Raw genomic sequence first — 21,751 nt, forward strand, 5'->3', positions numbered from 1 at the left:
ATTTTGTAAAATAGATTCAAGTAGAAAGTATTTCTACCTAGATAATTAATTAAAAACATTAAAACTTTAACTTATGAAGAAATTATTTTTAACGATTATAGCCTGTGTTGGATTGATCAGTTTTTCAAATGCTCAAGATATTTCTGAAAACGCCATTGGATTGCGTTTAGGAGACAGTGATGGCTTTGGCGCTGAAATATCATACCAAAGAGCTCTTGGAGACAACAATCGTCTTGAAGCCGACTTAGGTTGGCGAGGCGGAAATGGCTATGATGGGTTCAAATTAACTGGTATCTATCAGTGGGTTTGGAATCTTGATGGTAATTTTAACTGGTACGCTGGTGCTGGTGGAGGTTTGGGCTCTTACAGTTTTGACAATGATAATATTGACGGAGAAACTTTTGTATTTGTAGCTGGTGATGTTGGTATTGAATATAATTTTGATATTCCACTACTTTTATCCTTGGATTTCAGGCCTGAATTAGGTTTTGGAGATTTTAGGGATGATGTCGATTTTGATATTGCCCTTGGAATTAGATATCAATTCTAAGAAATAATAAACACAAATAATGAAACCACCTTTTAAAGGTGGTTTTTTTATAGATAACGTTCTTTGATGATTTTGATATGATGGTTTTCATGGCCAATTAAAATAAAGCCAATAGAACGCACAGAAATATCATTTTGATTAGCATTACCCATTCTGTTTAACATGATATCTGAAAAGCTTCTGAACAATGCTATGGTCGCATTTCTCAACGCCTTATATTCATCTAGCAAACTCTCTTTTGTTCTGTCACCAGCATTAGAAGCTTGCGCATAAACATTGTGGTCATAGCCAGAGAGAATGGTTTTATCGTTTCTGGCAAAGCGCAAGGCTCTTGCACTAAAAATACGTTCGGTGTCAATGATATGCTGTACAATCTCTTTTACAGTCCACTTACCATCAGCATAAGAATGTTCAAATTGCTCCTCGCTTAGTGATTGTAAAAACATTCTTGCTTTCTCACCGCTTTCTAGCAATCCATCAATGAGATCAGTATCACCATCAACTAGACTTAAATACGTTTGGTAATAAACATTGTATTCTTTCGGATTCAATTCTGAACGCTTCATAAATTTTAGGATTAAAAAACCCTCTATCAAAATGCGATAAAGGGTCAATAAATGTTAAAATAGTTATTAGTGTTAAGTAAGTTATAGTTCGCTGAAAATAGTATGCATTAATCGCTTTTTATCATTAAGGCTCTCTTCCAACGAGATCATGGTTTCTGTTCTATATATACCTTCAATATCATCTAACATAAAAATGATATCCTTGGCATGAGACGTATCTTTAGCTCTTATTTTACAGAAAATATTGAATTTTCCAGTCGTAATATGAGCTACAGTTACAAATGGGATCTGACTTATACGTTCTAAGACAAACTTAGTTTGGGAGGTGTTATTAAGATAAACTCCAACATATGCTATAAAGGAATATCCTAATTTTTTATAATCCAAAGTTAACGATGACCCTTGAATGATTCCAGCCTCTTCCATTTTTTTAACTCTAACATGAACTGTTCCTGCCGAAATCACCAATTTTTTTGCAATATCAGTAAAAGGGATACGCGTGTTATCTATTAACATATCCAAAATCTGGTGATCAATTTCATCTAACTTGTACTTTGCCATTTAATGTAATTCTTTAAATTTTATACAAAAATAAAGCAAAAACCGTGAAGATAATGCATTAAAAGTTACTTTTTTTTCAATTTCAATGAGAATTTCTCATTGTTTATTGAAACGAAATCGATTTCGTAACCCTCTTGTGGCACCTTGCCATTTTCGTCTAATACTTGATGTCCATTAGCATCGAGCTCTTTATGACCATAAAAAGACTCGAGATTTGAAATTTTTTCAACTTTAGGCACAAAACATATCGTTTCTCCTATCAATTTTTCAGTATAAAGGATTCCGATATCACCTACAGTTGAATTTCTAATAAGTACATCATAAAACAATTTTTGATTCTCAGGAATATCAAAGTAAGCTTGGTGGCTTGATTCATCAATACCATTCTCAGATATCTTCTGTAAAGCAATTAGCAACGACTGAAATATAAACCCTCTCGTAATGTCCCTGTCATAATCGTTTGGATAGTGCCCAGCTTCAAACAAAACGGTTGGAACACCAAAACTTTGAAACGTGTCTCCTACGCAATTGAGGTTGAATGCATCGTCATACACTCCAACCTGACCTGGAATTTGCTGCTGTAAATTTTCATTCATAGATGCTATAAGAGCCATCGCAACTTTTCTGTTTTCAGTTAAGCTACATTCAGCGTCTTGAGCAGGTGACAAAAACGATACAGTTGCAGGTTTGTTGGTTTTACCAGCGCTAAAGATGGTACGCTGGCCATGGAGATTAAAACAAAAATTGGCTTGAAATTCATCAAAAACATCTCGAAGCACTTTGCTCTCAGGCTGGGATAAATCTTGTGCATCACGATTTAAATCAATTTCATTAGCGTTAAAACGCGTGTACGCTTTGGCACCATCTGGATTTAATATAGGAATGATAGATATTGTACAATATGATAGAAGGTTTTTAGCCAATGGTATTTCTGAAGTCAAAAAATTAAGCAGATCAAAAACAGCCTTTGTAGTGGTGCTTTCATTGCCATGCATTTGCGACCACATCAAAACTCGTTTTTGCCCAGAACCAATAGTTACATTGTAAATAGGGATCCCTAAAACTGAATGACCAATAATTTTCGAGTATGATTGAAGATCTCTTTTCTTTAAGATGGGCTCAATAGACGACGTGTTTATATAGCGTCCATAAAGCGTATTTTCTTTGTAGGTTTTAAAGAGAAAATTGAATGAGTCGATTGACATATTTTTAGTTTGATTTTACAAAGGTAAACAAATGGGAATTCACAATTGTAAACACTTATTTCTGATCATTTTGATTACAGTAGTAAACAAAACAACATTATTTATATTCATTTAAGTGTTGTATAATGATAATTCTCTAATCAAAAAATAATATTTAATTTATATTATTTAATATCAGTTATTTATACTCATTAATATAAAGTTAAAATTTATGTTATTTTGAATTGTTTTTTAATAGTATTATACTTTTTAAGGAAATAAGTTTACATTTGTAACGTTATTGATTGACATAAGTTTGTTTACAATGATAAACACAGAAGATTTCACGAAACGCTTGCAAAAAGTCATCGATTATTACGGTGAATCCGCCTCTTCATTTGCTGAAAAAATTGGTGTACAGCGCTCAAGTATTTCACATATATTATCGGGTCGAAATAAGCCGAGTTTGGATTTCGTCTTGAAAGTCCTCTCCTCTTTTCCTGAAGTGGAATTATATTGGCTAATGAATGGCAAAGGACAATTTCCTTCACAACAAGAACACAATCCTCTTAAAAGCACTAATGAAAATACATCTGCAGCACATATTAATGTTACCGATGACAAAATGGTATCTGACAAAGCCATTGAACGCATCGTTATTTTCTATAAAGACGGCACTTTTGAAAACTTTGAACAGTCAACAACTCCAGAAAAGTAATTTTACTCCATTATCTATTTATCAATTCCCATTTTGTAATTTTGTATAAAATTCAAGTATGAGGCATCTCTTTGTTATTTTCCTTTGTATAACATGTTTTAGCTGTTATGAGAATGAGCGTAATTGCTCAGATTTTAAAACGGGTACTTTCGAATTTACATTTATCGTTGATGGCATTGAAAAAACTGGTAGGTTTATTAGGACTGACACCTTAAACATTGATTATTTTGAAAATAAAGTAGATTCTGCTTCAGTGCGTTGGATTAATGATTGTGAGTTCATTCAAAAGGATCTTCACCCGAAATCTAAGAATGAGGAAAAAGCCATCCATTTCAAGATTTTAAGTACGACTGAAGACACCTATACTTTCGAGTATAAACTCGCAGTTAAAGAACCATACAAGAAGCAGCGAATAGAAAAAGGAACTGCCAAAAAAATCAATTAGCTATGTTAGAGTTTTTATTGACAAGTGATGCCTTGATTGCACTGTTAACGCTAACTTTTTTAGAGATTGTCCTAGGAATTGACAACATCGTTTTTATTTCTATTGCGGCTAATAAACTACCTGAGAACCAACGTTCAAAAGCTACTAACATCGGACTTTTGTTGGCTATGTTGCAACGTGTTTTGCTCCTGTTCTTTGTATCCTTTTTGGTAGGGCTATCAGAGCCGTTTTATTCTTTGGATAATTCCTGGCTAGAACTTCATATAAGTTGGCAAGCTATTATCTTATTTGTTGGTGGATTATTTTTGATTTACAAGAGTACCTCAGAAATTAGAGAAAAAGTCACAGATCGCGAGCATGACGAAAAAGAAGTTAGAGGAAAGAAAATCGCATCACTATCACAAGCCTTAGTTCAAATACTGATCATCGACTTTATCTTCTCAATTGATTCCATTTTAACTGCGGTTGGAATGACTAACGGACTTCATCCTAACCACAATTATACTCTGGTGCTAATGGTTATTGCTGTTATGATTTCCATATTTATAATGATTGGTTTTGCCAATCCGATACGCAAATTCATTGATAAAAATCCGAGTATTCAAATGCTAGGATTGGCCTTTTTAATTCTAATTGGCTTCATGCTCATTACAGAATCTGCCCATTTATCACATACAGAGTTCTTCGGAAATACTGTTGGAGCAATTCCAAAGGGTTATCTGTACTTTGCTATCGCATTTTCTTTGTTTGTTGAATTTTTGAATTATAAATCAGCGAACAGAAAAAATAAGCCCTAGTCCAATACAAATTTAAATCCAGCCGAAATCATACTCGCACTGAGAGAAATGTTTCGGTCATACTGAGTGAATTTAGCATCGATGCTCTTAAGTCCGAAACGCCAAATATGGAATTTTGTAAAAATGTCAGTATAGGTAAGTCCTAAACCAAATTGATTGGCTGAGTAATTGGATAAATCATAATCTGAAGTATAAAATTCATCAGTTGACATGTGTTCTTCGTAAGGCGCAAAATAATCAGCAGCCGTTTGATTGTAGAATCTATATGATGGATAAACCGTGAATTTATCTGAAAGCTTGATTGGCACTTCTATACTTGCGGTATGCGAGGTAATTCCCCAATCATCAAAATAGTACCTGTAAAACGTTCGAAGGACAAAGGTTTCATTGATATAGTAATGCAAACGACCTCCTAAGGCCACCTTAAATCGCGAATCAGGCAATCGTTCAATATCATCAGCCAAGTGAAAATCCTGGATGAATGAATCTGGTACATCACTAAAATATACACGCTGAAATGGTGTAGATAAAAGTCCGTCTTGCAATACAAAATCCAATGCCAATGAACCTTGAAGTTTTTTCGACAGAATTTGTGAAAACCCTAATCCGACAGAATAGGTATTCCTTCCTTCATTACCAAAAGTCTTAAAATCTGGATTGTAATTTGTGTTGCCTGTAATCGTATAAAATTGAGTAAACAATATATCATTCAAACCATTGCCACCTGCGGCAAAAGGACGTAATTCGGTTGGATATATAGCATTCCATGTATCGATATAAACATTACCATGAATACTGAGTTCTGTGTTTTTCTCATTGAACAACTTACTGTAACTGCCTCCAACTCCTATGGAGAAATAATCATATTCTGAAGACACCGAGAGTTTGGCAGACCAAATATCGTTACGATCATCAGAATTATGTGTATAGGTTCCGGTCATATTGGCCCACACATCTCCTTGTGAAGCACCTGTACTAGCATTATAAGGATTAGCTCTTCCATCACCATCAAATGGACCAACGTTACTTGAAGAAGCAGATGTATACGCTGAAATTCCAGCATCAATAGTTAAAACATCATCATCATTTAAGGGAATTGATACCACAAAAGCAGCTGTGATATCACTTAATTCTTCGGTACCAATACCACCACTTACTGCAGCGTTCTCACCATCTTGGGTATAATAACTTGTCAAGAAATCTACTTCTGTGGTTTCAAGCACGCGTTTTTTATAAGTAGCTGTAGAATCTTGGCTATATCCTATCTGTAAAGTAAAGAGCAATAAAGAAAGGCTGATTAAAGTTTTCAATAGAATTGTTTTTAGTTAAAAATTAGTTGCAACCACAACCTCCTCCAGTCTTTCCACCATTACCACCCGAAGCTGCTTCTCTGTAGGAATGGAAGGTTGAAATATTACGATCAGATGATTTGTCAGCCAAAATCATGTCAGGATCATTTAAGTTTACTTTTTCATATTCCTTGACGGCTACACAAGACGATAACATTAAAATTACCGATAGCATTAAAAAAACTCTCTTTATCATAGTTTGTTGATTTTTATGTTTTTTGATTTAAATATGTTTCCTTGGTAATCAATAATGATGCATTCAATATTTGGCAGTTGCTCAATACGGTTTAAGCCGACTTCTTTTCCCATAACAAAAACTGAAGTTGATAAAGCATCTGCCAACTCTGCCTTTGGAGCAAAAACGGTTACACTAATGATCCCAGTGGCAGGATAACCGGTTCTTGGGTCAATAATATGTGTGTAACGTGTTCCATTAAAATTGACATACTTCTCATAATTTCCTGAAGTGACAACAGCACCATTCGTAATAGGTAAAAGCGCAAAAGCTTTGTTCTTATTCAATGGATTAGTAATGGCAACTTTCCATTCTTCACCATTTGTTTGTCTTCCCCAAGTGGTCATATCTCCCGAGGCATTGATAATTCCAGATTTTACGCCTTTACTGACTAATAAGGTTTTAGCTCTATCAGCCGCATAACCTTTTCCAATAGCACCAAAACCAATTTTCATTCCTTCATGTTTCAAAAACACGGTTGAGTTTTCCGGATCAAGTGTGATGTTATTATACCCTACTTTTTCAACTGAGGCTTTGATTTCGTCTTCGGAAGGCATTTCAGTCATAGAACCATCGAATTTCCAGATACGGTCCATCGATGCATAAGAAATATCGAAAGCGCCATCGGTTAATTCAGAAATTTTTATGGCTCTTGAAATCAAATCGAAAAGCTCCTTGTCAACTTTAATCGGTTTGATACCTGCATTGGAATTGATCTCAGAAGTCTGCGAATTTGGGTCCCAAGATGAAATCAATTTTTCAATTCGTGAAATTTCTTCGATTGCCAAATCGATATAATTATTGGCTTCGATAGAGTCTTTTGCAATTACAGTTATTTCAAAGCGACTACCCATAAGTTTTAGAACACGTTTATGTGTACTTTGAGCCATCAGCTGAAATGACAACAATAGAAAAAGAAAAGTAAACAAGGGGTTCAACTTCATTTTAAAAATCTTCTAAAATCTTAATATATTCTGAAGGTTCTATCTTTTGATACCCTGTTGAACCTAGATAGTTTCCATCAGCATCCATTACAACAACGTACGGAAAGTAACCATTTTTATTATAGGTTTCGGCTAATTTATTATTGTGCTCTTGTTGAGCCTCAGAAAGGGCATTTTTTTTCCGTTTAGGAAAATCGGCCTTTAGCATGATATAATGTTTTTCAGCATAAGTCTTAAAAGTTTCTGTACTCCATATTTCCTTATCCAATTTGATACAAGGCGCACACCAATCTGAACCTTGAAATACCAAAATAACCTTTTTGTTTTGGGCTTTGGCTAATGATTTGGCTTGCTCAAAATTTGTTAGCCATTCTTGAGCAAAACTTGTAGAATTCGAGGCAATTGTAAAAGCTAATATTATGATGATCTTTTTCATGTAATATTTATTGAGTGAAAGTAATTATTTAAACGTAATTCAAGTCGCATTCTTACATTGACATTTATCAATTTCTAAACCACATCGATGTAACTAGCTTTAACCAAGCCATCATAGTCTTTAATAAAGATACTGCTCCTTTTGGTAGTAATCAAGCGGTCTTCCTTAAATTCCTTAAGGGTTCTTACAACCGATTCCTTAGCTGTACCAACCATACTAGCCAAATCATCCCGATTGATGATAATTTCAGTGACGTCTTGATTTGTGCTTTTAAATTTGTTTTCCAAAATCAATAAGTTTAAAGCTGTTCGTTCCCGAACCGTATATTTTGCCAATACTTTAGTTGCATTAACAAACACCCTAAATTCTAATCCTAAGCTCTCGAAAAGGTGTTTCTGTAACTTCGGACAATCATCTAAAGCTTTCATAAAAGTTTTTTTTGGAATAAATTCAATTTCAGAATCTACAAGTGCAGTAGCAGAATCAACATAGCTGTCGTGACTGATAACTGCGTGATAGCCTAAAAACTCGTCTTCTTTACAGATATAAAAGATATGATGGGAAGCAAAACTGGTACTTGTGAATTTTTTGACCATTCCTTTTTTTACTCTATAAATCCCAAGAGGCATTTCTCCTTCATTGAAAATAGATTCTCCTACACCAAACTTCATTATGACACTACCAGATTGTAATTCTTTGATTATAGAATCTGAAAGTCCATTAAATAAATTTTGATTGTTAAAAGTATAATCATGTTTGATTTGCAACTTTATACTCATAGATAGATATTGATTAATGTTCTGTCAATACTATTAATACATTTAAAGTCTATAATACCCTATAATATTTTTAATTTTTAGTTATTAGGTATAGTTGATTAGCTTCAAAGCTGAATAAATAAGAGGCAGATATACATTGTTTGCTGAAAAATAATTTCTCTTAAAAAGGCTCTCATTTAAAATAAAGACCCTTGTTCTCCTTCAGCATTAGGCTTTGAATCGTTAGTGTCGTCAGGCGAAGCGTTTTCTGAACTCACATCTTTTTCATCAACTACTTCAATATCTTCAGCATGAACTTCCTCTGGTGCCTCGTAAGGCAAGGGGTCCAAAAGGTTGATTTGGTTGATTTTATCCTTTGTCAGTTGGTTTCCAATAGCCGAAATGCCCTTAACAGCAATAAACTCTTCAAGATTTACCATTTCGTTATCTTTACGGTCTTTACCGCGTTCCTTGGTGAATTCAATTTCAGCCATAGGCTTCCAATCTGTGGAAACGATTTCCAATTGTGATTTTGGATGATCGGAAATAAACAATTCTTCCTTTCCTTCATTTTCAACCAAGAAGCGTTTCACATAATACAGTTCACGCTCACCATTATAATAAATAGCAGAAATTGGTTTTTTTGGAATCCATTTTTCCAACACAATCATGTCATCATCAAAATGAGTCGTCAATTCAGGCAAAATGGTTTTAACCATTCCAGATTGGGTAATGATCAACAAACGATCTTCTCCTCTAAATTCACCAACCAATTCTCCTCTGCCATCAACATTTAGTCTTTGAACTGTATCATCGAACCAAATTTTTCTAGGTTTTAGAGTCGAAACGCCTTTTTCCTTAAGCTCTATTTTTTTAACGGCATATTTGGTAACCAAATTTCCTTTGGAAGCACGTCCTTTTATGAGGATTTCTGCAAAATCTAAATCCCATTTCAATTTCTTGATACTGCCTACTTGTCGTAAAAAGATTGTTACAACCTCTGCTTCTCCATTAGGATTGGCGGAGAAATACCAAATTTTGGAATTCTTGTTGCCATTGGTCATGTCGTACTCACGATCACGAGTAATTGATGTCACGGCAAAACGTTTTACATAGGTTGCACCTTTACTTCCATCACGATAGATCATATTATAAATGGTACGCTTGTCCTTTTTCTTGAATACAGCCACATGAATGATATCCTTTCCAACAAAGGTCTTACTGTCTACCTTGGTCACCATCATGGTTCCGTTTGCAGTAAAAACAATAATGTCGTCGATATCACTACAATCGCAAACATATTCATCACGTCTTAGTGAGGTTCCAATAAAGCCTTCTTCTCTATTGACGTAGAGTTTTGTGTTTCTAATGACTACTTTTGTCGCATCAACATCCTCAAAGGTTCTGATTTCGGTTTTACGCTCGCGACCTTCTCCATAGTCTTTTTTCAAACGCTCAAAATAAGCAATAGCATAATCAATAAGATTTGCCAAATGATGTTTTACTTCAGCAATTTGATCTTCTAAGGCTTCTATTTTTTGTTGTGCTTTATCAATATCAAATTTTGAAATACGCTTGATTCGAATTTCGGTTAAGCGAATTATGTCTTCTTCAGTAACCTTACGCTTTAAATGCTTCACATGAGGCTTTAATCCTTTATCAATAGCCTGAATAACGCCTTCCCACGTTTCTTCTTCCTCGATGTCACGATAGATACGGTTTTCAATGAAGATACGTTCAAGCGAAGCGAAATGCCATTGTTCTTCAAACTCTCCTAATTTGATTTCAAGTTCACTCTTAAGCAGTTCTACTGTATTGTCTGTAGAGCGACGAAGCATTTCAGATACACCAATAAACAAAGGTTTGTTGTCTTCGATAACACAACCCAAAGGTGAAATAGACACTTCACAGTGTGTGAATGCATACAATGCATCAATGGTTTTGTCTGGAGAAATTCCAGAAGGCAAATGCACTAAAATTTCAACATCAGCAGCCGTGTTGTCTTCAATTTTTTTGATTTTGATTTTACCCTTGTCATTTGACTTGAGAATGGAATCAATTAAGGAGGATGTGTTTGTGCCATATGGAATTTCAGTAATTACTAAAGTATTCTTATCTAATTGGGATATTTTAGCACGAACCCTAACTTTTCCTCCACGTTGACCATCATTGTAATTTGTGAAGTCAGCAATTCCAGCCGTAGGAAAATCAGGAACCAATTTAAATCGTTTGCCTTGTAAATGTTTTATGGAAGCCTCTATAAGTTCAATGAAATTATGAGGTAAAATTTTTGTTGACAATCCGACAGCAATTCCTTCACCACCTTGAGCCAACAATAATGGGAACATCACAGGTAAATTGATAGGCTCTTTTCGTCTTCCATCATAACTCGCTTGCCATTCTGTGATTTTCGGATTATAAACCACATCTAAAGCAAATTTTGAGAGTCGAGCTTCAATGTAACGTGAAGCAGCAGCACTATCACCAGTCAATATATTTCCCCAGTTCCCTTGCGTATCGATCAATAAATCTTTTTGGCCAATTTGTACCATGGCATCAGCAATACTTGCATCGCCATGAGGATGGTACTGCATGGTATGACCAACGATGTTGGCAACCTTATTGTATCTGCCATCGTCCAAATCCTTCATGGAATGCATGATTCGACGTTGCACAGGCTTAAATCCGTCTTCAATTGCTGGTACTGCACGCTCCAGGATAACATAAGATGCATAGTCTAAGAACCAATCCTTATACATACCAGTAACTCTGGTAATTGTATCATTGTTTTCTTCGTGATTCTCGTTTGTATCGTTTATCGATTCGCTCATTAATTATTCCGCTTTTTTATTGGCTTTGACAATTTTCTTTAGAGATTGTCTCATGTAACGACGCTTGCGTCTGTTGACCAAACTAATATTGAAATTTTCCCTACGTTTTCCGCCTCTTGAATCTTTAAGATAAAGTGTTAAGACTCTGTAGATGACATAATTTTTGAAACTATATGCAATAAGATCTTTTTTATCAAACTCAACAACGCGCTGTCTGTAATTAAAATGATCAGACAACAAAAGCCCTCTGTTGATAACAATTACCTTTTTGCCATCGCTATCATACTCAAAGTATCTGCTGATGAAATGGATTATAAAGAAAATCACTACAAAAATAAGAGCAAAAATCACGGCACTCATCGTAGCATTACTAGTGAACAACCTCAAGGATTTAATAAAAATAGGCAATGCTATTGCTAGAACAAAGAATATAAAATATACAGAAATAATTGTATTTCTAACTTTCGAATTATTGGTACGCATTAATCTTCTACAATATCTAGTTCAACTTTCAAATTATCAATTATAAACTCTTGTCTAGAAGGCGTATTTTTACCCATATAAAATGAAAGCAATTCATCAATTGACATGTCTTTGTCCAGCATGACTGGATCTAAGCGAATGTCATCACCTATGAAGTGTTGGAACTCATCTGGTGAAATTTCTCCTAAACCTTTAAATCGTGTGATTTCGGGTTTCGGTTTTAGTTTCTCTATTGCATTACGACGTTCTTCATCGGAATAGCAATAAATAGTTTCTTTTTTATTACGAACCCTAAACAAAGGGGTTTGCAAAATGTATAAGTGACCTTCTTTTATCAATTCTGGGAAAAATTGCAAAAAGAAAGTAATCAGTAACAATCTAATGTGCATTCCATCGACATCAGCATCTGTAGCAATAACAATATTATTATATCGCAAATCTTCAAGAGATTCTTCAATATTTAAAGCTGCTTGAAGTAAATTGAATTCTTCATTTTCATATACTATTTTCTTGCTTAAACCATAACAGTTCAATGGCTTTCCTTTTAAGCTAAAAACAGCTTGTGTATTAACATCCCTAGACTTGGTAATACTTCCAGAGGCGGAATCTCCCTCTGTGATAAAAAGGGTCGTTTCAAGATTACGCTCATTTTTAGTATCTCCAAAATGAACACGACAATCTCTTAACTTCTTATTGTGAAGGTTTGCCTTTTTTGCACGTTCTCTAGCCAATTTACGAATCCCAGAAAGTTCTTTACGCTCGCGTTCGGCTTGTAAAATCTTACGCTGGATTTTCTCTGCAGTATTAGGATTTTTATGTAGGTAGTTATCGAGATATGTTTTTACGAAATCATTGATATAGGTTCTTACCGTTGGCAAATCGCCTCCCATATCAGTTGAGCCTAATTTGGTTTTGGTCTGACTTTCAAAAACTGGTTCCATTACCTTAATGGAAATTGCTGAAACAACCGATTTTCTTACATCGGAAGCATCGTAATTCTTTCCATAAAACTCACGAAGTGTTTTGACCAAAGCTTCCCTAAATGCTGCCAAATGGGTTCCTCCTTGAGTTGTATTCTGACCATTCACAAAACTGTGATACTGTTCACTATACTGGGTTTTACTATGAGTTAAAGCCACTTCAATATCGCTGCCTTTCAAATGAATAATATCATAAAGGCGATCAGACTCCGTAATATTTTCAGCTAATAAATCTTTAAGTCCGTTTTCACTGTAGAACTTTTCACCATTAAAAACTATCGTCAATCCTGGATTCAGATAGACATAGTTTTTCAGCATCTTTTCTACATATTCATTTCGAAACTTGTAGTTTTTGAAAATCGTTTCATCAGGCACAAAAGACACTTTAGTTCCTTTACGTCTTGAGGTATCATCAAGCGTTTCCTCATTGGTCAAGTTTCCAAGTTCAAACTCTGCCGAAGCTGATTTTCCGTCTCTAGTAGATTCTACCCTAAAATAAGCCGATAAGGCATTAACGGCTTTAGTACCTACACCGTTAAGTCCGACAGATTTCTTAAAAGCCCTAGAGTCATATTTTCCTCCAGTATTCATTTTAGAAACCACATCAACCACCTTACCCAACGGGATGCCACGACCATAATCGCGGACAATCACTTTGTTTCCTTGAATAGAAATGTCAATCGTCTTTCCAGCTCCCATCACAAATTCGTCGATGGAATTGTCTATGACTTCTTTTAATAGGATGTAAATTCCGTCGTCAGGAGAAGACCCATCGCCCAATTTACCAATATACATACCTGGACGCATTCGGATGTGCTCTTTCCAATCGAGTGAACGTATGTTTTCTTCAGTATAATTAGACTCTGGTACCATATATAAAGGACGAAAATTTGATAAAACGCTAATATAAGATTATACAATAAAAAATGAAATATGGTTTTGCTAAAGTAATTAACAAGTTATGAAGCAAAAATTTGCCAATTTCACAAAAGATGGACTAAAAATTCTTTAAAGTAAACCCAAAGGTCAAAAATTGATCTTCTTCATCTTGATTTTGAATCACAACACTTTCAAATGTATGAAGGTAATTAATTTTAAAACTCAAAAACTTCCACAAAGGAAACTCTACTCCAATATCAGCTTGCCAACGATAATTTTCGCTATCGCTTAATGACGGTTGAAAATAACTTTCATGCTTCAAAATCATTTTTTTCTCAAACAATTCGTACTTTCCATTGATCCATATTGTGCCTCGAAGTGTATTTATGGAACTGTTTCCATTATACATGGACTTATTGAATATACGGGTTTTGAATTCGGTTTCTTCGTACTCAAACGTCAAAGAAGCCTTTAGCCAATGCTTTTCATGCTTTAGAATCTGATAAGTCGCACCTGCTCCAACCAGATAGCGAAGATCTATTTCCCTTCTGAAATTGGTACTGACAAAACCTAAAACTTGCGGATATAATCGACGTTCAGGATTGAAATACAGGAAATTCAAACTCAAGAAATCAGCATCTGCTTTAACTCTTCCAAATTCTTGATATACGTAGGAATTGGTGTTTTTATAAACCCACTTTTCCCAGGGTTTAATACTAAAGTCTGTTCGTCCCCTAAAAATCAAGGTTTCCACATTTCCACCTTGCCAAAAACCTGTCAAGGAAAGACTTGCTTTTACCTTAAGGGAATCGCTTTCGTTTATTTGTCCATAAACTGAAAATGGAACTATGCATATAAAAATGTAAAACCAAAACTTATTCATCTCATCATTTTAAATTAAAATCGTGAAATGAGGAACTAAATTGAGCCTAGACGTTAAATAGGAAATGCATCACATCGCCATCCTTGACAATGTAGTTTTTTCCTTCAACACGCATTTTTCCAGCTTCCTTGACTTTTGATTCACTGCCATAATTGATGTAGTCATCGTAGGCAATGACTTCTGCTCTAATGAAGCCTTTCTCAAAATCGGTGTGAATCACTCCAGCAGCTTGTGGTGCCGTAGCACCAACATCAACTGTCCATGCGCGAACTTCCTTAACACCAGCTGTAAAATAGGTTTGCTGATTCAATAATTTATAGGCAGAACGAATCAATTTGGAAGAACCTGGCTCTTCTAATCCAATATCTTGTAAAAACATCTGACGCTCTTCGTAATCATCCAATTCATTGATATCTGCTTCAGTTCCAACAGCAAGCACTAAAACTTCAGCATTCTCATCCTTTACAGTTTCGCGTACTTTTTCTACATAAGCATTTCCAGAAACCGCACTACCTTCATCAACGTTACAAACATACATGACTGGTTTAGCTGTAATCAATTGATATGAGTTTACAAAATCTTCATATTCCTCATCAGAAAACGAAATCGCTCTTACCGATTGTCCTGATTCCAAACCTTGCTTGAGCTTCAATAAAATTGCTTCTTCTTTTTGGGCTTCTTTATTTCCAGTTCTGGCAGCACGCGTAATTTTATCCAACTTCTTCTCAACAGTTTCCAAATCCTTAAGCTGCAATTCCATATCAATGGTTTCCTTATCGCGAATAGGATCTACACTGCCATCAACATGTACGACATTGTCATTATCAAAACAACGCAATACATGCAAAATAGCATCTGTTTCACGAATATTACCAAGGAATTGGTTTCCCAGTCCTTCACCTTTACTGGCCCCTTTTACCAAACCAGCAATATCAACAATCTCAACGGTTGCAGGAATGACACGCTCAGGATTAACCAATGATTCTAATTTCTGAAGTCTTGGGTCTGGTACATTAACCACTCCTATATTGGGTTCGATGGTACAAAATGGGAAGTTTGCACTTTGCGCTTTGGCATTTGACAAACAGTTAAACAATGTCGATTTCCCAACATTTGGTAATCCTACAATTCCAGCTTTCATAACTTATAAATTTGCGATTGCAAATATAGTGTTCCGCTTGAAATTAATTAGAACTCAAACCTAAAAAATATCATATTGATGATGTAAAGGAATATTCCTAGAAAAACTAGTCCTACGATAGTAAACAAGGTACATCCTAAATATTTCCAAAACCCAGTATAGCCTTCCTTATTGTTTTCCATATTGGCAAGGTAATCAAATCACGAGGATTTGAGACTTCAGTTTATATAAAATCAATTCAACAAGGTAGGAATTTTGTAAAGTGAATTGTTTAAATTTATAGAAAATAGGATGCTCCTATTAATTAATAACAATCTAAAATCAACCTCGATGAAATTTTATGTTTTTGTAATTTTAGCTTGCCTCACTCTTATGACTTGCAGTAAGGACGACAGTTCAGATGACAGTCAGAAATTAACCATTACCGGAAAGTTTTTAGCACCTAACAGCAATGACCCGATATCTGGAGCTCATGTAAGGGCTTATGCCAATGGAGAAATCAAATCGCAAACCACAACAAACCCAAAGGGAGAATTTGCGCTTCCCATTAACCAAGGAGACTATAATTTAGTCATCAATAAGGGCAAGTTTAAAGTAGAACAAAATATCAATGTAGATCGTAGCGTCGATTTAGATAGCTTGGTGTTTAACACACTTCCCAATATTGCTGTTGTTACAGGTTACTATGACAATATCGAAAGTGTATTGTACAGTATCGGACTCTTTGATCCAGTAAGTGGAGAACCTTTATTTGATATTATTGAAGGTAATCAAGGTGTTTCAAGAAACTCAATCCAACACAACAAGCATCGTCATCATGGTTCATTGGAGCGCAATACTAATTCAAATCCCTTATTGTTACCTAATGTAAGTTATAATTTCGGAGATTTAATGGATGATCCTGAGCTTATGGCAACTTATGACATTGTCTTTCTGAATTGTGGTGTGAGCGATGTACTTGAAAGTGATTCAGGTGTGCTGGAAAATTATGTGTCCAATGGTGGTATTTTGTATGCTACTGATTGGGCTTCAGGGTATTTGGATGCTATCACCAATTCTGGAGCGAATTACATCACTCCTTATGTTCCAGAAAAAAGTGGTACTTCAACATCTACTGTTGCAACGATACTAAGTGAAGATTTAGATGAATGGCTATTGCAAAACTTTAATATTTCAATTGACGAAACGGTCTTAATTGATGATTTTTTATATTCTTGGCAAGTAATTGATAGTTATGATCCAAATACCGCAGTTGCTTGGCTTAATGGTCCGGTAACTTATCGCGATGGAAGTAATATTGAAATTTCGGAAAACAAAGATTTAGCATTTACTTTTCTTCATGGAGATGGTGCCGTACTCTACTCATCTTTTCATACAGAAAACAACAGTGTTGAAGAAGTTACAGATGTTGAACGTGTCATGCAATACTTGGTATTTGAAATGTCTGATATAGAATAATAAAACACGATTATATAAAAAAGCCCAAGCAAAATGCTCGGGCTTTTTTTCGTTTTATAATATCGTTTTAATCATCAGGATGCATAAATCGTTGTTTTGCTAGCAGCTCTTCAACAGTTTCTTCATGATCTTCATCTGGAACACAACAATCTACTGGACAAACAGCAGCGCATTGTGGTTCTTCATGAAATCCTTGACACTCTGTACATTTGTCTGGAGCAATGTAGTATACTTCATCACTAATTGGTTCTTGGGCTTCCTCAGCATCAACTTCCTTTCCGCTAGGCAAAACGACAGTTCCTGTTAAGCTCGTGCCATCTTTGTATCTCCAATCATCTGCACCTTCGTATATTGCTGTATTTGGACACTCTGGCTCACATGCTCCACAATTGATACATTCATCTGTAATTATTATTGCCATAGTATTTCTTCTTATTTATTGCTTAAATTTGCAGTGCAAAAATAAAGCCAAAACATCGTTTTACCAAACTGAGAATGGATTTACAACAAAGAATTAACGCTTTTGTTAAACTGGGTGATTTTTTAGAACAGTTTAGCACACCAAACGCTCAAAAAACAGAAAATATCCCGAACAATGATTTGTTCTATGATGGCTTTTTGCACCAACTTAAATTATCTGAAGAACAGAACGGTTGGTTTACAAAAGAGAATATTTCATACGCTATTAACGGATGGCGTAAGCAGTTGACTTACAATAATCTTATAGAATGGACTTCAAAGTATCAGTTTAATATAATTAAACCTAAGACTATCGCTATAATTATGGCTGGAAATATTCCGCTAGTTGGCTTTCATGACTTTTTAAGCGTCTTGATTTGCGGTCATGATGTTTTGGTTAAATTGTCTTCCAACGATAAACACATACTTCCTTTTTTAGCTAAATATTTAGAAGCTGTTGAGCCTGGTTTTAAGGACAAGATTAAATTTACAAAGGAAAAGCTCGAAGGTTTTGATGCCGTTATCGCAACAGGAAGTAACAATACTGCCCGTTATTTTGAATATTATTTCAAAGATAAACCTTCTATAATTAGAAAGAATCGAAATTCAGTAGCTGTATTAACAGGTCAGGAAACCGAAGAGCAACTCAAAAATCTATCAAATGACATTTTTAGGTATTACGGACTCGGTTGCAGAAATGTGTCCAAACTATTTGTTCCAAAGGATTATGATTTTGATCGTTTTTTCAACGCCATGTACCATTGGCATCCCATTATAAATGAAACCAAATATGCCAACAATTACGATTACAATAAGGCTGTGTATTTAATGAGTGAATTTGACATCCTTGAAAATGGTTTTATGATGCTTAAGGAAGACCAGAGTTTTGCCTCTCCTATTGCCACTGTTTTTTATGAAGCGTATTCTAACGTAGAGTCTTTGAAAACTTTTCTCAATGAGCATGAAGACCATATCCAATGCATCGTTTCAGAAGGACTATTTGAAAATGAAGTGGCTTTCGGACAAACTCAATTACCGAATTTATGGGATTATGCAGATGGTGTTGATACTATTTCGTTTTCGTTGAAAATCTGTTAATAATTTATCAATTATATAACGCTTCTTTTAACAGAATTTCTGACCTTTGTGAGGTAATGTTTTACTTCTCTTTTTCTAAAATAAAACGATCAAATACATGAAAAGACATAATTTTAGTGCAGGTCCTTGCGTATTACCTAGCGAAGTCCTACAAAAAGCTTCTGAAGCAGTCATAGATTTTGACAACGGACTATCACTTTTAGAAATATCACATCGTAGTAAACCTTTCGTAGATGTTATGGAAAATGCAAGAGCCCTTGCATTGGAACTGTTAGGTTTAGAAGGCAAAGGCTACAAAGCGTTGTTTCTTCAAGGTGGTGCCAGTACCCAGTTTTTAATGGTTGCACTCAATCTACTTGAAAAAAGAGCTGGTTATTTAAATACTGGTACTTGGAGTGATAAAGCCATCAAGGAAGCTAGGATTTTCGACGACATTTATGAAGTGGCTTCTTCAAAGGATGCTAACTACAATTACATTCCTAAAGGCTATGATATACCTACTGAATACGATTATTTTCATTGCACTTCAAACAATACTATTTATGGTACTCAAATAAAAGAGTTTCCAGATTCTCCTATTCCAATGGTTTGCGATATGAGTAGTGATATTTTTTCTCGACAATTGGATTTTTCAAAATTTGATTTGATTTATGCAGGTGCTCAAAAAAATATGGGACCAGCTGGTGCTACATTAGTCGTTGTAAAAGAAGATATTCTAGGGAAAGTTTCCAGAAAAATCCCTTCTATGATGGATTATAAAGTGCATATTAGTAAAAGCAGCATGTTTAACACGCCTCCTGTGTTTTCTGTGTATGTATCAATGTTGACGTTGGAATGGTTAAAGAAATTAGGTGGTATCGAAGCTATCGAAAAAGAAAACGAAAAGAAGGCACAACTTATTTATTCTGAAATCGATTTAAATCCGCTATTCAAAGGGTTTGCAACCAAAGCAGACCGTTCTATCATGAATGCCACATTTACCTTAGCCAATGAAGACTTAAAGGAAACTTTTGAAACCATGGTTAATGAAGCAGGTATCAACGGACTTAATGGTCACAGAAGTGTTGGAGGTTACAGAGCTTCTATGTACAACGCGTTATCTCTCGAAAGCGTAGGTGTTTTGGTTGATGTAATGAGTGAATTGGAACGTAAGGCATAATTAAATTCAAAAAACAGTATAACAACTATAATCTTAAAATGAAAGTATTAGCAAACGATGGTGTATCACAAAGTGGAATTACCGCTTTGGAAAACGCAGGATTTGAAGTCATTACGACGAAAGTAGCTCAAGAACAACTTGAAAACTACATCAATGAACACAATGTTGATGTATTACTTGTAAGAAGCGCTACAACCGTAAGAAAACCTTTAATTGATAAGTGTCCAAGTCTAAAAGTAATTGGACGTGGTGGTGTTGGAATGGATAATATCGATGTGGATTATGCTCGCAGTAAAGGCTTACATGTTATTAATACGCCTGCAGCTTCATCCCATTCCGTTGCAGAATTGGTATTCGGTCATTTTTATGGTCTGGCTCGTTTTTTACACAATTCCAATCGCGATATGCCTTTAGAAGGTGATGCCAACTTTAAAGGTTTGAAAAAAGCTTATGCCAAAGGTACAGAACTTAAAGGCAAAACACTGGGTGTTATTGGCTTCGGAAGAATTGGTCAAGCAACTGCAAAAATTGGAATTGGTGCTGGAATGAATATTGTAGCTTACGACCCTTTTATTGAAAACGCTCCTTTGGAACTTGAGTTTTTTGATGGGCAAAAATTGAATTTTAACATCAAAACCGTTTCTAAAAAAGAGGTTTTAAACCAAGCTGACTTCCTCACGTTACATGTTCCTGCCCAAAAGGAATACGTCATTGATGAAACCGATTTTAAGGAAATGAAAGATGGCGTTATTATCGCTAATGCTGCTCGTGGTGGTGTTGTGAATGAAATTGCCTTGGTAAAAGCTATAGAAAACGGCAAGGTTGCAAGAGCCGCTTTAGACGTGTTTGAAAATGAACCAAAACCAGAAATCCAATTGTTAATGCATTCTGCCCTATCGTTAACTCCTCATACTGGTGCAGCAACCAACGAAGCACAAGATAGAATAGGATCTGAACTCGCTGAACAAATCATAAGCCTGCTTAAGTAAATACATTAATGTGACTTTTTTTAATTAATTGAGTCATAATTATATGTCAGGACTTTTTCGTAAATTGATGGTCCTTTTTGTAAACTTATAAACACATATTATGTCAGGAATTTTAGACTTATTGAACAGTGATCTTGGAAAAACTATTATTAGTGGAGTTTCAGGATCAACAGGAACAGATCAAAACAAAACAAGTAGCGTTCTTACTATGGCGCTTCCAGTTTTAATGAAAGCAATGGAACGTAACGCTTCTACACCAGAAGGTGCTCAAGGATTAATGGGTGCTTTAAGCAACAAACACGATGGTAGTATTTTAGATAATCTTGGTGGATTATTTGGTGGAGGTGTTGATCAAGACGTAAAAACCGATGGTTCTAAAATTCTAGGACATATTTTAGGTCAAAAACAACAAGGTGTGCAACAAGTTATCGGACAAAAAGCTGGCATAGACGCCTCTTCAGTTGGTGATATTCTACAAGTTGCAGCTCCAATATTAATGGGTGTTTTAGGTAAGCAAACACGTCAAAACAACGTAAGCAATCCTAACGAACTTACAGGTTTACTAGGTGGTTTGCTTGGTGGAAATGACACTAGAAACGAACAAAGCTTTCTGGAAAAGATACTTGATGCTGATGGAGATGGTAGCGTGATAGATGATGTTGCTGGAATGGTATTGGGAAGTGCTAAAAAGAAAGGTGGATTAGGAGGATTGCTTGGAGGTCTTTTTGGTGGTAAGTAATTCCATAATCAACTTTTAAATACAATAAAGCTGGATGTTTTTACATTCAGCTTTTTTTATTCACGCATTCAAATAGGCACTTGACTCATTTCCAATTTTAATCAGCCCT

23 protein-coding genes are annotated in these 21,751 nt (G+C 35.2%); 9 read left to right on the plus strand and 14 right to left on the minus strand.

Annotated features, from left to right (window positions below):
• The first annotated feature begins 73 nt into the window (after positions 1-73).
• Complete coding sequence (locus AB9K26_RS09675; protein WP_369972363.1) at positions 74-550, plus strand: hypothetical protein; 477 nt, start codon at positions 74-76, stop codon at positions 548-550.
• Positions 551-597: 47 nt separating this feature from the next.
• Here the strand turns inward: AB9K26_RS09675 and AB9K26_RS09680 are convergent, their stop codons facing one another.
• The 3 genes from AB9K26_RS09680 to AB9K26_RS09690 form a co-directional block, all read right to left on the minus strand.
• Positions 598-1,116 carry a DinB family protein gene (locus AB9K26_RS09680; protein WP_369972364.1) on the minus strand — a complete coding sequence of 173 codons (519 nt, stop codon included), beginning with the start codon at positions 1,114-1,116 and terminating at the stop codon, positions 598-600.
• An 81-nt stretch (positions 1,117-1,197) separates the two neighbouring features.
• A complete protein-coding gene (locus AB9K26_RS09685) occupies positions 1,198-1,677 on the minus strand; it encodes an Lrp/AsnC family transcriptional regulator (RefSeq protein WP_369972365.1) in 480 nt (159 codons plus the stop codon).
• A gap of 65 nt (positions 1,678-1,742) precedes the next feature.
• Positions 1,743-2,882, minus strand: coding sequence for a M14 metallopeptidase family protein (locus tag AB9K26_RS09690; protein WP_369972366.1), 1,140 nt, complete (start codon positions 2,880-2,882; stop codon positions 1,743-1,745).
• Between the two features lie 304 nt (positions 2,883-3,186).
• Between AB9K26_RS09690 and AB9K26_RS09695 the strand changes: the two genes are divergently transcribed.
• The 3 genes from AB9K26_RS09695 to AB9K26_RS09705 are packed head-to-tail and all read left to right on the plus strand — an operon-like array spanning position 3,187 to position 4,821.
• On the plus strand, positions 3,187-3,579 hold the full coding sequence (locus AB9K26_RS09695; protein WP_369972367.1) for a helix-turn-helix domain-containing protein: 393 nt from the start codon (positions 3,187-3,189) through the stop codon (positions 3,577-3,579).
• 58 nt (positions 3,580-3,637) lie between these two features.
• A complete protein-coding gene (locus tag AB9K26_RS09700; RefSeq protein WP_369972368.1) occupies positions 3,638-4,024 on the plus strand; it encodes a hypothetical protein in 387 nt (128 codons plus the stop codon).
• A gap of 2 nt (positions 4,025-4,026) precedes the next feature.
• Complete coding sequence (locus AB9K26_RS09705; protein ID WP_369972369.1) at positions 4,027-4,821, plus strand: TerC family protein; 795 nt, start codon at positions 4,027-4,029, stop codon at positions 4,819-4,821.
• On the opposite strand, the gene AB9K26_RS09710 is transcribed toward AB9K26_RS09705, so the two are convergent.
• From AB9K26_RS09710 to ychF, 10 genes are all read right to left on the minus strand, one after another.
• Positions 4,818-6,131 carry a DUF3570 domain-containing protein gene (locus AB9K26_RS09710; RefSeq protein ID WP_369972370.1) on the minus strand — a complete coding sequence of 438 codons (1,314 nt, stop codon included), beginning with the start codon at positions 6,129-6,131 and terminating at the stop codon, positions 4,818-4,820. The two genes, AB9K26_RS09705 and AB9K26_RS09710, sit on opposite strands and share 4 nt — an antisense overlap.
• A 22-nt stretch (positions 6,132-6,153) precedes the next feature.
• Entirely contained in the window at positions 6,154-6,366 is a 213-nt protein-coding gene (locus AB9K26_RS09715; RefSeq protein WP_369972371.1) for a DUF4266 domain-containing protein, read from the minus strand.
• On the minus strand, positions 6,363-7,295 hold the full coding sequence (locus AB9K26_RS09720) for an FAD:protein FMN transferase (RefSeq protein WP_369972372.1): 933 nt from the start codon (positions 7,293-7,295) through the stop codon (positions 6,363-6,365). The genes AB9K26_RS09715 and AB9K26_RS09720 overlap by 4 nt, the downstream gene beginning before the upstream one ends.
• Positions 7,296-7,350: 55 nt before the next feature.
• Complete coding sequence (locus AB9K26_RS09725) at positions 7,351-7,785, minus strand: thioredoxin family protein (protein WP_369972373.1); 435 nt, start codon at positions 7,783-7,785, stop codon at positions 7,351-7,353.
• Between the two features lie 74 nt (positions 7,786-7,859).
• Complete coding sequence (locus AB9K26_RS09730) at positions 7,860-8,564, minus strand: Crp/Fnr family transcriptional regulator (protein ID WP_369972374.1); 705 nt, start codon at positions 8,562-8,564, stop codon at positions 7,860-7,862.
• A gap of 176 nt (positions 8,565-8,740) precedes the next feature.
• On the minus strand, positions 8,741-11,374 hold the full coding sequence (locus AB9K26_RS09735; protein WP_369972375.1) for a DNA gyrase/topoisomerase IV subunit A: 2,634 nt from the start codon (positions 11,372-11,374) through the stop codon (positions 8,741-8,743).
• A 3-nt stretch (positions 11,375-11,377) separates the two neighbouring features.
• Positions 11,378-11,755, minus strand: coding sequence for a hypothetical protein (locus AB9K26_RS09740; protein ID WP_369972376.1), 378 nt, complete (start codon positions 11,753-11,755; stop codon positions 11,378-11,380).
• 101 nt (positions 11,756-11,856) lie between these two features.
• On the minus strand, positions 11,857-13,710 hold the full coding sequence (locus tag AB9K26_RS09745) for a DNA topoisomerase IV subunit B (protein ID WP_369972377.1): 1,854 nt from the start codon (positions 13,708-13,710) through the stop codon (positions 11,857-11,859).
• 124 nt (positions 13,711-13,834) lie between these two features.
• Positions 13,835-14,599: a DUF481 domain-containing protein gene (locus AB9K26_RS09750; protein WP_369972378.1), complete on the minus strand. Its 765-nt coding sequence runs from the start codon at positions 14,597-14,599 to the stop codon at positions 13,835-13,837.
• A gap of 46 nt (positions 14,600-14,645) precedes the next feature.
• Positions 14,646-15,740 (minus strand): redox-regulated ATPase YchF, encoded by a 1,095-nt coding sequence (ychF, locus tag AB9K26_RS09755; protein ID WP_369972379.1) that lies wholly within the window; start codon positions 15,738-15,740, stop codon positions 14,646-14,648.
• 330 nt (positions 15,741-16,070) lie between these two features.
• Here ychF and AB9K26_RS09760 point away from each other — a divergent pair, with 330 nt between their 5' ends.
• Positions 16,071-17,198 (plus strand): carboxypeptidase-like regulatory domain-containing protein, encoded by a 1,128-nt coding sequence (locus AB9K26_RS09760; protein ID WP_369972380.1) that lies wholly within the window; start codon positions 16,071-16,073, stop codon positions 17,196-17,198.
• A 67-nt stretch (positions 17,199-17,265) separates the two neighbouring features.
• Here AB9K26_RS09760 and AB9K26_RS09765 read toward each other — a convergent pair whose 3' ends face one another.
• Positions 17,266-17,619 carry a 4Fe-4S dicluster domain-containing protein gene (locus AB9K26_RS09765; protein WP_369972381.1) on the minus strand — a complete coding sequence of 118 codons (354 nt, stop codon included), beginning with the start codon at positions 17,617-17,619 and terminating at the stop codon, positions 17,266-17,268.
• A gap of 74 nt (positions 17,620-17,693) precedes the next feature.
• Here AB9K26_RS09765 and AB9K26_RS09770 point away from each other — a divergent pair, with 74 nt between their 5' ends.
• The 4 genes from AB9K26_RS09770 to AB9K26_RS09785 all read left to right on the plus strand — a co-directional run bounded on the left by AB9K26_RS09770 (position 17,694) and on the right by AB9K26_RS09785 (position 21,642).
• Complete coding sequence (locus AB9K26_RS09770) at positions 17,694-18,755, plus strand: acyl-CoA reductase (protein WP_369972382.1); 1,062 nt, start codon at positions 17,694-17,696, stop codon at positions 18,753-18,755.
• 97 nt (positions 18,756-18,852) lie between these two features.
• Positions 18,853-19,914 (plus strand): 3-phosphoserine/phosphohydroxythreonine transaminase, encoded by a 1,062-nt coding sequence (gene serC / locus AB9K26_RS09775; RefSeq protein ID WP_369972383.1) that lies wholly within the window; start codon positions 18,853-18,855, stop codon positions 19,912-19,914.
• 38 nt (positions 19,915-19,952) lie between these two features.
• Entirely contained in the window at positions 19,953-20,903 is a 951-nt protein-coding gene (locus AB9K26_RS09780) for a D-2-hydroxyacid dehydrogenase (protein ID WP_369972384.1), read from the plus strand.
• Between the two features lie 100 nt (positions 20,904-21,003).
• Entirely contained in the window at positions 21,004-21,642 is a 639-nt protein-coding gene (locus AB9K26_RS09785) for a DUF937 domain-containing protein (RefSeq protein ID WP_369972385.1), read from the plus strand.
• The last annotated feature ends 109 nt before the right edge of the window (positions 21,643-21,751 follow it).

Origin of the sequence: Psychroserpens sp. XS_ASV72 (assembly GCF_041224425.1) — a bacterium.
In the GTDB taxonomy this organism is placed as follows: Bacteria; Bacteroidota; Bacteroidia; order Flavobacteriales; family Flavobacteriaceae; genus Psychroserpens.

What these genes read in the sequence shown, in the direction of transcription:
- AB9K26_RS09785 (WP_369972385.1), top strand. Translation starts at nt 21,004, where the DNA reads ATGTCAGGAATTTTAGACTTATTGAACAGTGATCTTGGAAAAACTATT.
- AB9K26_RS09695 (WP_369972367.1), top strand. Translation starts at nt 3,187, where the DNA reads ATGATAAACACAGAAGATTTCACGAAACGCTTGCAAAAAGTCATCGAT.
- AB9K26_RS09745 (WP_369972377.1), bottom strand. Translation starts at nt 13,710, where the DNA reads ATGGTACCAGAGTCTAATTATACTGAAGAAAACATACGTTCACTCGAT.
- AB9K26_RS09760 (WP_369972380.1), top strand. Translation starts at nt 16,071, where the DNA reads ATGAAATTTTATGTTTTTGTAATTTTAGCTTGCCTCACTCTTATGACT.
- AB9K26_RS09770 (WP_369972382.1), top strand. Translation starts at nt 17,694, where the DNA reads ATGGATTTACAACAAAGAATTAACGCTTTTGTTAAACTGGGTGATTTT.
- AB9K26_RS09685 (WP_369972365.1), bottom strand. Translation starts at nt 1,677, where the DNA reads ATGGCAAAGTACAAGTTAGATGAAATTGATCACCAGATTTTGGATATG.
- AB9K26_RS09735 (WP_369972375.1), bottom strand. Translation starts at nt 11,374, where the DNA reads ATGAGCGAATCGATAAACGATACAAACGAGAATCACGAAGAAAACAAT.
- serC (WP_369972383.1), top strand. Translation starts at nt 18,853, where the DNA reads ATGAAAAGACATAATTTTAGTGCAGGTCCTTGCGTATTACCTAGCGAA.
- AB9K26_RS09720 (WP_369972372.1), bottom strand. Translation starts at nt 7,295, where the DNA reads ATGGCTCAAAGTACACATAAACGTGTTCTAAAACTTATGGGTAGTCGC.
- AB9K26_RS09705 (WP_369972369.1), top strand. Translation starts at nt 4,027, where the DNA reads ATGTTAGAGTTTTTATTGACAAGTGATGCCTTGATTGCACTGTTAACG.
- ychF (WP_369972379.1), bottom strand. Translation starts at nt 15,740, where the DNA reads ATGAAAGCTGGAATTGTAGGATTACCAAATGTTGGGAAATCGACATTG.
- AB9K26_RS09765 (WP_369972381.1), bottom strand. Translation starts at nt 17,619, where the DNA reads ATGGCAATAATAATTACAGATGAATGTATCAATTGTGGAGCATGTGAG.
- AB9K26_RS09690 (WP_369972366.1), bottom strand. Translation starts at nt 2,882, where the DNA reads ATGTCAATCGACTCATTCAATTTTCTCTTTAAAACCTACAAAGAAAAT.
- AB9K26_RS09675 (WP_369972363.1), top strand. Translation starts at nt 74, where the DNA reads ATGAAGAAATTATTTTTAACGATTATAGCCTGTGTTGGATTGATCAGT.
- AB9K26_RS09715 (WP_369972371.1), bottom strand. Translation starts at nt 6,366, where the DNA reads ATGATAAAGAGAGTTTTTTTAATGCTATCGGTAATTTTAATGTTATCG.
- AB9K26_RS09750 (WP_369972378.1), bottom strand. Translation starts at nt 14,599, where the DNA reads ATGAATAAGTTTTGGTTTTACATTTTTATATGCATAGTTCCATTTTCA.
- AB9K26_RS09730 (WP_369972374.1), bottom strand. Translation starts at nt 8,564, where the DNA reads ATGAGTATAAAGTTGCAAATCAAACATGATTATACTTTTAACAATCAA.
- AB9K26_RS09780 (WP_369972384.1), top strand. Translation starts at nt 19,953, where the DNA reads ATGAAAGTATTAGCAAACGATGGTGTATCACAAAGTGGAATTACCGCT.
- AB9K26_RS09725 (WP_369972373.1), bottom strand. Translation starts at nt 7,785, where the DNA reads ATGAAAAAGATCATCATAATATTAGCTTTTACAATTGCCTCGAATTCT.
- AB9K26_RS09680 (WP_369972364.1), bottom strand. Translation starts at nt 1,116, where the DNA reads ATGAAGCGTTCAGAATTGAATCCGAAAGAATACAATGTTTATTACCAA.
- AB9K26_RS09700 (WP_369972368.1), top strand. Translation starts at nt 3,638, where the DNA reads ATGAGGCATCTCTTTGTTATTTTCCTTTGTATAACATGTTTTAGCTGT.